Origin of the sequence: Sulfitobacter sediminilitoris, assembly GCF_010667575.1 — a bacterium.
GTDB lineage: Bacteria > Pseudomonadota > Alphaproteobacteria > Rhodobacterales > Rhodobacteraceae > Sulfitobacter > Sulfitobacter sediminilitoris.
On sequence record NZ_JAABNT010000016.1, the window covers coordinates 63,125 to 73,840 of the forward strand.

The 10,716-nt window shown below is 54.7% G+C and carries 9 protein-coding genes and 1 pseudogene; 6 read left to right on the plus strand and 4 right to left on the minus strand.

The features are described 5' to 3' along the window. Positions 1 to 5 precede the first annotated feature (5 nt). The 4 genes from GV827_RS19155 (at position 6) to GV827_RS19170 (ending at position 4,618) form a co-directional block, all read left to right on the plus strand. A complete protein-coding gene (locus tag GV827_RS19155) occupies positions 6 to 155 on the plus strand; it encodes a hypothetical protein (protein WP_164355427.1) in 150 nt (49 codons plus the stop codon). Positions 156 to 181: 26 nt separating this feature from the next. Then, entirely contained in the window at positions 182 to 988 is an 807-nt protein-coding gene (locus tag GV827_RS19160; RefSeq protein WP_164355428.1) for a methyltransferase domain-containing protein, read from the plus strand. Between the two features lie 486 nt (positions 989 to 1,474). After that, positions 1,475 to 1,786 carry an EthD family reductase gene (locus tag GV827_RS19165; RefSeq protein WP_164355429.1) on the plus strand — a complete coding sequence of 104 codons (312 nt, stop codon included), beginning with the start codon at positions 1,475 to 1,477 and terminating at the stop codon, positions 1,784 to 1,786. Between the two features lie 489 nt (positions 1,787 to 2,275). Next, positions 2,276 to 4,618: a GAF domain-containing protein gene (locus GV827_RS19170; protein WP_164355430.1), complete on the plus strand. Its 2,343-nt coding sequence runs from the start codon at positions 2,276 to 2,278 to the stop codon at positions 4,616 to 4,618. Positions 4,619 to 4,983: 365 nt separating this feature from the next. On the opposite strand, the gene GV827_RS19175 is transcribed toward GV827_RS19170, so the two are convergent. Then, complete coding sequence (locus GV827_RS19175) at positions 4,984 to 6,735, minus strand: adenylate/guanylate cyclase domain-containing protein (RefSeq protein WP_164355431.1); 1,752 nt, start codon at positions 6,733 to 6,735, stop codon at positions 4,984 to 4,986. Positions 6,736 to 7,252: 517 nt separating this feature from the next. Here GV827_RS19175 and GV827_RS19180 point away from each other — a divergent pair. Next, positions 7,253 to 8,452, plus strand: coding sequence for an MFS transporter (locus GV827_RS19180; protein WP_164355432.1), 1,200 nt, complete (start codon positions 7,253 to 7,255; stop codon positions 8,450 to 8,452). 356 nt (positions 8,453 to 8,808) lie between these two features. Further along, positions 8,809 to 9,123 (plus strand): hypothetical protein, encoded by a 315-nt coding sequence (locus tag GV827_RS19185; RefSeq protein WP_164355433.1) that lies wholly within the window; start codon positions 8,809 to 8,811, stop codon positions 9,121 to 9,123. 37 nt (positions 9,124 to 9,160) lie between these two features. Here the strand turns inward: GV827_RS19185 and GV827_RS19190 are convergent, their stop codons facing one another. The 3 genes and pseudogenes from GV827_RS19190 to GV827_RS23705 form a co-directional block, all read right to left on the minus strand. Then, positions 9,161 to 9,649, minus strand: coding sequence for an SAM-dependent methyltransferase (locus GV827_RS19190; RefSeq protein WP_164355434.1), 489 nt, complete (start codon positions 9,647 to 9,649; stop codon positions 9,161 to 9,163). 351 nt (positions 9,650 to 10,000) lie between these two features. Continuing rightward, the gene (locus GV827_RS19195; RefSeq protein ID WP_164355381.1) at positions 10,001 to 10,342 is read right to left on the minus strand and encodes a hypothetical protein; all 342 of its coding nucleotides are present in this window, start codon (positions 10,340 to 10,342) and stop codon (positions 10,001 to 10,003) included. A gap of 196 nt (positions 10,343 to 10,538) precedes the next feature. Then, positions 10,539 to 10,716: pseudogene (locus GV827_RS23705) on the minus strand (IS6 family transposase); the annotation flags it as partial.

The following is a 10,716-nucleotide window of genomic DNA, read 5'->3' on the forward strand; positions in this document are numbered from 1 at the left end:
CGCGAATGACTGCTATCGACTTTCATGTCTTCAAAGCAGCAACCCACTGGCAAAAAGGATATGAAGGACTATTAGCTTTGCAGACTCCCCAGATGTGGGGCAGTCTTTCAGAACAAGAGTATGTCGCACGAAGCACTTATGGTCCTGAATTGTGAGAGTGACCCAACAGGAAAGAGCGTCCATGTCTGATCCGTTTGAGAATGTCGATGCCGCCTCTCCCCAAATGATCGACATCATCGCGACCGCATTGGAAACCAGGGCGGAAGACGCCGATATGCTACCGGTGGTCGATGAATATCTTGGTCTGTTGAATGTTCCCGAAGGTGGTCGCATCATCGATATTGGGTCAGGTACCGGCGGCATAACCCGGCGGATCGCGGATCGATTTCCTGCAGCATCGGTTACGGGCTTGGAGCCATCAGCCGCATTGACCCAAAAGGCCATGGAACTCGCAGGAGAGAGGCCCAACCTGACCTTTTCTATAGGGGATGGGGCGGCTCTCGATCTTGAAGATGCTTCTGCCGATATAGCCATCCTGCACACTGTCTTGTCTCACGTTACAAATCCCGAACCCCTAATCGCAGAAGCTGTGCGTATCCTTCGTCCAGGTGGCACTTTGGTAATTTGCGACGCTGATTTCTCCAAAGCCATGATGGGGGTTGTGCCGGGCGATCCTCTCGGGAGTTGCTCAGAAGCTTTCGTCGCAGGATCGGTGACGGATCCATGGCTTGCCGGAAAGCTAAAGCCGTTGGTTGGCGAGGCCGGCTTGTCGGTCAGCCATTTCAGCGTTCTAAACCGGGTGGTCACTTCTGGCATGGGTGCCTTGGCTTGGGTTCGGATGTCCGGGGCACGCTTGGTCGCAGATGGCGTGATCGGCCAACCCCTGGCGGACGCCTTGGAAGCTGAATACGTCCGACGTGCCGAGGCAGGCATACTCTACAGCTTCTTGCCTTTTGTAACTCTCATGGCGACCAAGTCTTCAGTCTGAAATAGGCTATGGCAAACCCAACTCTAGGGCCGTCTTGAGGATCAATGGGGCAAAGAAGGCTATGCCTTTAGCATGTGAGTCGGTGTGCCCATCAAGGTAAAGCTAACACATCTCCAACGCAGCCGGTGACCAACGCTCCTTGCCGTGCTTATGGTGCCTTAGGAGTGATCCTGTGGTGTTAAGCTGTTGGGGTTGCTGGAGGAAATCTCGGGTTCTCACGGTTTGCGAGAAATAGTCATGGAACCTGGCTTGGCCTAGTTTCTTAAGTCTCAAAGAAGGACTGTATTCCGACAGCCGAAATGTTGCCCTTACCTAGGCAAACTTTGGCAAACATGTCAGTGGCATGCGTCTGTAGCGGGTCTTTGGCTGGGAACTTCCAGTCCACGGAAAGTACGTAGGTAAAACTGTGTGCTGTGTGCTATCCAAGCTGACGGTTCCGATTTCTCGCAATCAGGTGAGAAGAAATGTGAACCAAGTGGGGGAAATATGTCCGCAACTCTTCAGGTTATCTATCCGAACGCTGATGGTACTAATTTCGATTACGACTACTACATGAGCACACATATGGGAATTGTTGGCGACTGTATTGGTGAGCACATTCAAAGCACATTGGTTACGAAGGGAGTTGCCGGGGGACCGGATACACCGCCAGGTTACCATGCTATCGCTTCAATCGTGTTTGCAGATGGTGCCGCATTGGATGCCGCCATGGGCAGACTTGGCCCGGCACTCGAAGACATTCCAAACTTCACAAACGCCGCACCTCAAGTGCTGATTGGCAACCGTTTAGACGGCTAGCACTTTGTGTATAGCTCGCGTTTGACCGCGTGAGCTATGCACAAGCTCAGTCAGTGACCAACGTGGTTGCCCTGCTTGCGATGATACAAGTGTGATTCTGCGTGGGTAAGCTGTTGGGATTGTTGATGGAAATCCCATGTATCAGCGGTTTGTTGCCAAGCAGTTGAAGTTGACCCGTTTCAGTGAGTTTCAACGGCTTCCAATTGGCCCAATACCAAGCTCATACCTGTCAAGAACAAGAATTTCCGCCGGAAAATTCTTCCAAAATCTTTCCTGAGGAAAGTTTCTTCGAGTTCTTACGCTGGGATAGAGGTGATCGAAAATTGATTAAATCAAGTTTTCCAGTGATCCGGACCTTCGCTGCACGGTGCTAGAATGAGCGAGATGCGGACAAACCTGCCGTTGGGTGAACGTCCGCTTTGGTAAAGGTGGTCACACTTCTTCCGAGCGTCTAAGCTTACATCGAAATTAGATTTCGGAGCACCCCGGATGCAGGGTCAAACAATAGAAGGCGAAAACGTCAGCCTGCGCGCCGAAGTCGAAAGGCTGAGAGAACGCGAAGCTGCCAGCCGGGAAATTCTTGGTGTTATTGGCCTGAATCGGAGCGACGAACGACCAGTATTGGATGCGATAACGCAGAATGCGGTCAAGTTGTGCGATGCCACCGGCGCTGGATTGTGGCTTTCGAGCGCCGCACGTGACGTTATCCGGCTGGCAAGCGTCGCCGCGACGGACAAAACGGAGTTCCCGGTCGGCATGGAAGCGGAACGGGAGTCCATTTCGCCAATGGGGCGGTGCATGCACGACGCGCGCACAATAAATGTGGCTGATATTCGGGATGACCCATACTATTTGGACGGCGATCCGACCCACATAAAGATGATTGACGAGGTTGGGATCCGTAGCCGGTTGATTGTGCCGCTTGTCGCAAACGGGATTGCGTTTGGGTGTATCAGTCTGATCCGGAAAGAAGTGCGTTCGTTTTCAGACGACGAAGTCACCTTGATCGAATCCTTTGCAGAGCAGGCCGTAATCGCCATCGAGAACGTGCGTCAGTTCTGCGAGGTGCAAACTCGGCTTGAGCGTGAAGCAGCTTCGGCCGAGATCCTGCAAGTCCTCAGCGAAAGCCGCTCTGATGATGAGCCGGTTTTCAAGGCAATCCTGGGCAACGCCGCCAGGCTCTGCGGCGCTCGACTTGTGACGCTGACATTGGTGAACGAAGCACGCACGCATCTGTCCTATGTCACACACTGGGGCACGCCGCTGACGATCTTCCAACCAGGCGTCACCGAATGGACAATCAACAGCCCCACCGCCATGTGTGAGGTGATACGTGAGGCGAGCATCGTTCACGTCGCTGATCTTGTTGACAGCGACCTCTACCGGGCAGGTGACGAAACGCGGGTCCGGGTTGTGGATGAAGAAGGCGTTCGTGCCATGCAAGCAGTGCCGCTGATGCAGGGCGGGCAAGCGATCGGCGCGATTGGGTTACACTGGTCAACGCCCAAAGTCTTCAGCGAAAGCGAGGCCGGGCTGATCCGCACATTCGCAGAACAAGCCGTCATCGCAATCGAAAACGTACGTCAGTTCCGCGAGGTGCAGGAACGGTTGGAGCGTGAGATTGCGACTGGGCAGATCCTTGGCGCGATTAGCCGGAGCCGTGCAGATACCGCGCCGATTTTTGAGGAAATCCTAGAAAGCGCAGCCCGTTTGTGCCGTGCTCCCATGGCGTGGTTGCTGCTTCTCAACTCAGATCGAAGCGAACTTCAGTTGGCAGCCTATCATGGTCCAACACGGCGCGCATTGAAGATTGGGCAATCTTGGCCTCTGACCCCAGACCGCAATATGACTGGGTTGGGTCAAGCACTGATCAACGCGCTCACCGTGCAGGACGAGGACCTGACGCAGGTGCAGGGTTATCTGAAAGGCGAACCCGACATGGTGCAATTGGTAGACGAAGAGGGACTGCGAACGCGTGTTTCCGTACCACTGGTGCGCGAAGGTCAATCAATCGGGGCCATAGTGCTCAGCCGACGCGAGGTCTCGCGTTTCAGCAACGAAGATGTCCGACTTGCGGATACATTCGCTGCTCAGGCCGTGATTGCCATCGAGAATGTGCGCCAGTTCAGAGCCTTGGAGACTTTGAACGCCGAACTCGGTGACCGCGTGAAAGCTCAGGTAGGCGAGATCGAGCGCATGGGGCGTCTGAAGCGTTTCCTCCCCTCCGCTGTCGCTGATGCTGTGGTGACGACGGGCGACGAAAGCATGCTGTCCTCCCATCGCGCGCTTGTCGCGACGCTTTTTTGCGATCTGAGGGGGTTCACTGCGTTCTGTGAAAGTGCCGAGCCAGAAGAAACCATCGAAGTCCTCCAAACCTATCATCAGGAGATGAGCGTGCTGATTGACCAACATGGTGGCGGTGTCGACCAGCGCGCGGGCGACGGCATCATGGTCATTTTCAACGATCCAATCCCCGTTGATGATCCGGCAGGCGACGCGATACGCTTGGCGCTAGCAATGCGCACGAAAATGCGCGCGCTCTGTGCCGACTGGAAAAAGCTGGGCCACAGGCTCGGGTTTGGGGTTGGCATCTCTTTTGGCTACGCCACGGTCGGTATCGTCGGCTCTGCAGGACGTTTCGATTACACCGCATCCGGAACCTCGATCAACACGGCGGCCCGGCTCTGCGATATGGCTGCAAACGACGAGATCTTGATCTCTCCACGTACTTGGGCCGCAGTTGAAGGCACTTTCGAAGCCGAAAGCAGAGGCGAGGTGGAAATGAAGGGCATAAGGGAACCTGTAGAGGTATTCGCTGTCCTTTCTGAGTAGTTTCCGAAAGCAGCAAGAGATCAATTCTTGAGAAATTTGGGCTAACGGAAGGTCGTCTGAGGGCTCGAAGCCGTCATCTGTGTCTTGCTATCGGATGACCGATAAGCCACCGCAAGCAGTCACCTATGACAGGTCCGCGCTGTGGCCGCGTCCGCTTTTGCGCCCCAACGGCTGCTCTTACCAACACCAACCATTCGCTGCGGGCGCGATCGATGTCTCTCATGCGGGACTTTGAGTGAATTCGCTGCGGTTGAACGAATGTCTGGTTTCAGCGATTTATCCAGAGTTGTCGCTTCGTAGACAGACGTGCAGTCGGCTGTTCGACAACGGAGATATCCGCGCCAACCGTATGGGGAGGTTGTTTATTACTCTTCGGGAACCCCTGCCTGTCGCAGACCATCAATGAACATCTGGTGTCGAGCGTGTGTAGCGGGAGGCATGCTATCGACCACCCGCTTGATTGTCAGACCGGGGTAAGACTGCATCAGCGCAGCTACCGCATCGTCAGCTTCTTCCTTTCGCCCTGCGTTTGCACAAAAACTTGCAAGATCGCGATAGGCCCACGTCACGCCCGGGCCCGCCGTAAGTCCCAGCTTCACAAGCCGAATAGCTTCATCGTAATTTTCGGCCAACCCCAACGCATACGCACGTCCAAACTGAAAATTGAAAAAGAATGGATCACGCGGGCTCAGTGTTTCGGCGCGATCAAACGCGGCAAGGCCGGCTGCAATCTCCTTGCGATAAACGTTGTTCCAACCCAATCGCATCCATCCCCAAGCGGAGTTCGGATCAAGGGATAACGCCCGTTCGAGCAGTTGTCCTGCGCGATCATGGTCCAGGCCTGTCATTCCTAACGCAGCAGCGATGGCCACCAATGACGGCGCATGGTCACCAACCGAAAGCATCGCCGACTTCGCGTCGGCCTGTGCATTTTCACGTGATACCAACGGTGTGTCGTTCCACATATAGGTTGCTTGCTGTGCATACGCCCAAGCCCTGAGTGCCTGCGCCCGAATATTGTCGCCGTCCCGCTTGATCGCGAGAGACAAAAGTTCGATCGCTCGTTCATTTTCTTCTCGCCTGTGCTTCCAGAAATGAGGAAAGGCACTCATGTACAGCTCATAGGCCCTTCGATCCCTGGGTGCGACCGCGCGCGCATCAGCGATCTCGGATGCACGAATAGACGGGGAAATTGCACCTGCAACTTGTGATGCAACGCGGTCTTGTAATTCGAAAAGGTCATCAAGGTCATCGTCGTATCGCTGGGACCACAGGTTGGCTCCTGTTTTCGCGGATGAAAGCTGCACAGAAATCCTAACCCGCGATCCGGCTCTTCGTATTGATCCTGTTACGACATATCGGGCCCCCAATTCCCGACCAACCTCGCGAACTTCTGCAACGCGCCCCTTGAAGATAAAGGCTGATTGGCGCGCGATCACGGTGATGTCACTCGCGGTGGACAAAGCAGATGTGATCTCATCAACAATGCCGTCCGCAAAAAAGCTATCTTCGGCCCCGATCTCGTCGAAAGGCAGCACCACGACGGCAGGGGCAACCTCGTTTTTTTGCCCTGGCTGTACAATACCTTCCCCGACCACCCACGCTTCAATCGGGTCAGGCAAATTCTTGACTGAAACTTCGCCGACAGAGTTCAGATCGGCGTCGATCCGACCCTTTATCTGATCCCGCATCGCGCGTGATATGCAGATGCCTCCTACAGGAGAGATTGCTTCCAGTCGGGCGGCGACATTCACAGCGTCACCGAAAATGTCATCGCCAACTGCGACGACGTCACCAAGATGCACACCTATTCTGAAACAGAGCTGATTGTGCTCCGCCCGACCCGCTTCTTGAGTGGCCATCTTCTCTTGAATGGCCAATGCACAACGCGTTGCTTCAATTGGTGATGGAAACTCCGCCAGAAATCCGTCGCCCATGGTTTTTACGACCCGCCCTCCCGCATCTCGCACCAAAGGGCTCACCACTTTACTCCAGACAATTCGTAGTCTGGAAATTACGCCTTCCTCATCCTCTGCAATTAAGCGAGAATACGCCGCTAGATCGGCGGCGACTATCGTCGTCAAACGTCTGATATCAAGCTCCCGGAAATCGTCCATTTAGCCTGAATGATCGATAATCGCATTGCAAGTATTGGCTGTGCCACAGAAGCTGCCATTCAATCGCCCCGCAGCATCGGTCGAATTGGGCTCGCTCCAGTCATTCGCTGCACTTGTCTCGAATGACCGCTTCGATGAAACAGCTGCCCTTCGTCGCTCTGTCTCCGCTACATTACTTGCGACCTTAAGGCTTTCACGTCAATCAGGTCCGCTACCGGGTGGATACCGACATTGCGGTTCATCTCCCCTCCCCTTTTTCGACAGTCTCGACCCATCCTATCCCGATCGCACCACCCACCAGGCAGACCATGTCACCTTGTGCGGTGTCCGAGTGGCACTGGGCACAACCCTCTGCTGGTCAGGGCTCAGCCTGCGTCTGCTAAGGCGCGCCAATGCCTGCTCAACGATCCATGGCTCCAGCATCATCGTGCCAATACTATGATGGCGCAATTTTATCTGCTTTGGCAGCTCCAGATAGGTGCTGGCACTGAAGTCTGGCTCAGGTTACTGACGCCAGATGAACCTTGCCGCCGTACGTTTCCGCGATTTTCGCATTTACCTGATCGGCAATATCTTCGCGCTAAACGGCCTGTGGATGCAGCGCCTTACGATCGGCTGGATTGCATGGGAACTGACGGAATCGGCTAGTTTTGTCGGTTTAGTTGCCTTCATCAATTTCGCACCGACCATCTTCGCGGGACCATTTTTTGGTGTTCTTGTTGATCGCATCAGAATTCGACGAGCCGCATTGATTACACAATCGGTGCTATTTGTCCTCGCAATCATGCTATTTGTGAGCTTTTCGGCGGGTTTGCTGGGCGTAGCTTTGCTGGCCATCGTGTCGGGCGTCCTTGGGACTGTTATGGCGGCGCACAATCCAATTCGGATGTCCCTTGCTCCGCGCCTCGTCGACAGGTCCGCTATCGCCTCAGTCATCAGTCTGACAGCGATCAACTTCAATCTCGCCCGTCTGAGTGGTCCCGCACTGGCTGGATGGCTGATCACATCTTGCGGTGTCGGCGCCTCGCTTTTAATTCAGGCTTTGTTCTATCTTCCTTTCATTCTGGCTCTGTCGATCCTCAGACCGCGTGAACGCACCCGCACCAAGGAGAGGGCCGCGCCATTCTTTCAGGACATGGCGGTTGGAGTACGTCACGTGCTACGGACACCCCTTATCCGCCAAGCATTATTCGTCACAGGCGTCAGTGCGTTCATTTCCCGCGGCGTCTTGGAAATCTTACCCGTTGTCGCCGGTGGTGCCTTTGACAAGGGCGCAACGGGACTTGGTCTGTTGACAGCCGCTGCCGGGCTTGGAGCGTTGATTGCCGGAATATCCAAGGCGCTCCTGCCCGGGCAGACCAGTGGTCAGCTTCCGAGCATTGCCCTCGTTTCTGCCGTCGTGGGGACCGCGCTTGTCCCTGCAATCGGATTCTCAGGGTTTTGGCCGCTGACGCTACTTCTTGTGGCTTGCCTTGGCTTCGCCGCGACAATGACAGGTGTCTCGATGCAGACTGCCATCCAAGTCGATCTGGAAGACGACCTACGCGGTCGTGTCATGAGCCTTTGGGTCCTTGTCGGCATTGGCTCAGCGGCAAGTGGAGCCGTCTTCCTGGGAGCCCTCACAGATTTGACTGGTATTGCCGCTGCACTGAGCTGGGCGGGCGGTTTTGGGGTTTTGTTTTTGGCGATTTACATCCGACGGAACTGGAAGCCATAAAGTACGAAAACACAGACGAAGAACGGCGAATGCATGTTCAATACAGTCCGGGACTGCGAGGTGCGAACAACTGTTTTTACCTGATACTATAACCTAGTTTACGTATTTGCTGCACTAGGCAAGAACAGCCAGTCTGATGCGGTTGCGTTGCCTTGAAAGGAGCATCGGGGCGCTGCCAGCACCGAGAAAAGTGTACTGTAGGGGCTTTTCAGGACTTCAGCATGGGTCTGAGAAAGACCTCCTGACTTGCACCAGTGTTGACCCAAATAGTATAGGGCCATTAAGTTTAGCAAGAACTTGCGGACCGGTGCGTGTGGATTTCGCCAATGTGCACCGCATCCTTGGAGGAGCTCGTCATGCACGCTGATCTCAAGTCTCGCCGACGGTTACTGGTCATTGCCAGCCAACGCTATGTAGTTGCCGATAGCGCATGGCAACAAGGCCTCCGCGAGGCCGCAGCATTTATCCCAGATGTAGTCAGCCACAACATCCGGAAGATCGGAAATCCCGGGTCGCGTATCCGCAAGCTCTACGAGGCACGGGACCATGCATTACAGCGGTTGCTCGTTGCTCAGTTCAAGCTTCAGGTTGCCAAAAAACGGATCCAGGACCAGCAGTCTCGACCGCCTAAGGCCACCCTATTTCTTGTAGTTCATCATGAGCTTGGATAGCTGAAGCCGGACATGCCACGCCCAAAAGTTGGATTCATCACCCAGACGGAGGCACGTCGATCCCTGCTATCCAAGGCTTGATGTCCAACACCGGCGTGCGATCAAAAGCATCCGTTGTATCTATTCCGATTATGCCGGCATCATTGTCGATCGACGTGATTATTACTGCAGCCATCGCAATGGGATTTGGCCGAACTGGCGAGCGCAGGGCAAACACACCGCGCGGCTCCGGCGAATGCCGGGGGTATTGAACGATCAGATCCCGCTCTCCACGATCCATCCAATAAATCACCCAGATCGGTTGACCGACGTCCAATCCTTGAAGCCCGGGCAAATAGTCTGGCGCCAGTTCAATGCGGGCATTCCCGCCTCCTGCTTCTCTCCCTTGGGTAATATTGCGCGGACTTTTCCCTCGCGACCAGTCCGACCGGATAAAGCCGACAAAGGTCACACCTGCGTTAGCTCGATCCGCTGGGTCAAAGCCGAGCCGGATTTCACCCTCTCGATGGTCCCTGTCCTCTACCATGGTTCTCCTATCTCAGTTCTGATCTGTTCGCTTATCTGATCCAACCCCTCTTAGCAGCACAAGGCGGTCACGCCGCTACCTCGCTACCACCAGTGGGCTGATCAGCTTCCTTCCCACCAAGATCGAACAGAAAAAATGATCGCTCCCCAGAAACAATGATCGAAAGGCCGCGCACAGTACATTGATATCTTTCAGATTTTTCAGACTCTTTTCGTGAACATCATCTGACCAACCCAAATTCTCTCCAGCCCGGGAATAAAAAATCTCCGCGTGGGAGAGTGTGTGGGTTGTGGCAAGCAAAGTTCTGAGAGATTGACCACCCCCTCCCCCTTTGAGCCCGCATCAGTCTCACTATTTCACCATACCGGCAGCCAAGAATTCCGCCATTTCACGCGGTAGCTGCCCATCGTACTCGATAATTGCTGCGCGCTCCTCAAACTCTGCAATCTGATCTTCAGTCCAACTCTCTTCGATGAACTTGCTGCGCTTTGGTTGCAGCTCGACGTGTGCGTTGGTCTGAGCGGCCTCATCCGATATCGCGGACCTAGGCTTGCTGCGGCCTCTTTGATCAGGCGGGCTTTGCAAATCGTCATATACCGGTTCCGCATTCTGCAAAATCAGGCAAATTTCCTCGGCACCCATCGTGAATTCACTTCCCCTGAATGCGCCAAGCGCGGCTGGTTGTCTGTCCATCAACGATTGTCTTGGAGGTTTCTGGGGTCAACCAACCGTTCCGTTCAAGGATTTCGATTACCGCATCCAGAGTTATTGAGTTGCGCACTTTCGACGGTCCGCGACGTGTTATGGCGCGCTTAGAAATGAACACTTCTCGCCAGGGTGGTGTCAGACCAATTCGAACCAGTCTCTACAAGGACAGCGAGCCTGTCCTTTATGCCGCGCCGAGCTGACGCCACTCGGAGAGAGCGGCGGCTCGGTTCAGCTTGAAATTAGCTCGGGAGTAGAGGCTCCGTTCCTGGTTGAAATGGTTTGAGACGGAGGCGTGAACGGCGGCGAATTTCTGTAAACATCTCATGCTGCGGAACCGTTGCATGGCGCGTTCTCGTCGT

What these genes read in the sequence shown, in the direction of transcription:
- GV827_RS19160 (WP_164355428.1), top strand. Translation starts at nt 182, where the DNA reads ATGTCTGATCCGTTTGAGAATGTCGATGCCGCCTCTCCCCAAATGATC.
- GV827_RS19185 (WP_164355433.1), top strand. Translation starts at nt 8,809, where the DNA reads ATGCACGCTGATCTCAAGTCTCGCCGACGGTTACTGGTCATTGCCAGC.
- GV827_RS19190 (WP_164355434.1), bottom strand. Translation starts at nt 9,649, where the DNA reads ATGGTAGAGGACAGGGACCATCGAGAGGGTGAAATCCGGCTCGGCTTT.
- GV827_RS19170 (WP_164355430.1), top strand. Translation starts at nt 2,276, where the DNA reads ATGCAGGGTCAAACAATAGAAGGCGAAAACGTCAGCCTGCGCGCCGAA.
- GV827_RS19155 (WP_164355427.1), top strand. Translation starts at nt 6, where the DNA reads ATGACTGCTATCGACTTTCATGTCTTCAAAGCAGCAACCCACTGGCAA.
- GV827_RS19165 (WP_164355429.1), top strand. Translation starts at nt 1,475, where the DNA reads ATGTCCGCAACTCTTCAGGTTATCTATCCGAACGCTGATGGTACTAAT.
- GV827_RS19180 (WP_164355432.1), top strand. Translation starts at nt 7,253, where the DNA reads ATGAACCTTGCCGCCGTACGTTTCCGCGATTTTCGCATTTACCTGATC.
- GV827_RS19175 (WP_164355431.1), bottom strand. Translation starts at nt 6,735, where the DNA reads ATGGACGATTTCCGGGAGCTTGATATCAGACGTTTGACGACGATAGTC.
- GV827_RS19195 (WP_164355381.1), bottom strand. Translation starts at nt 10,342, where the DNA reads ATGGACAGACAACCAGCCGCGCTTGGCGCATTCAGGGGAAGTGAATTC.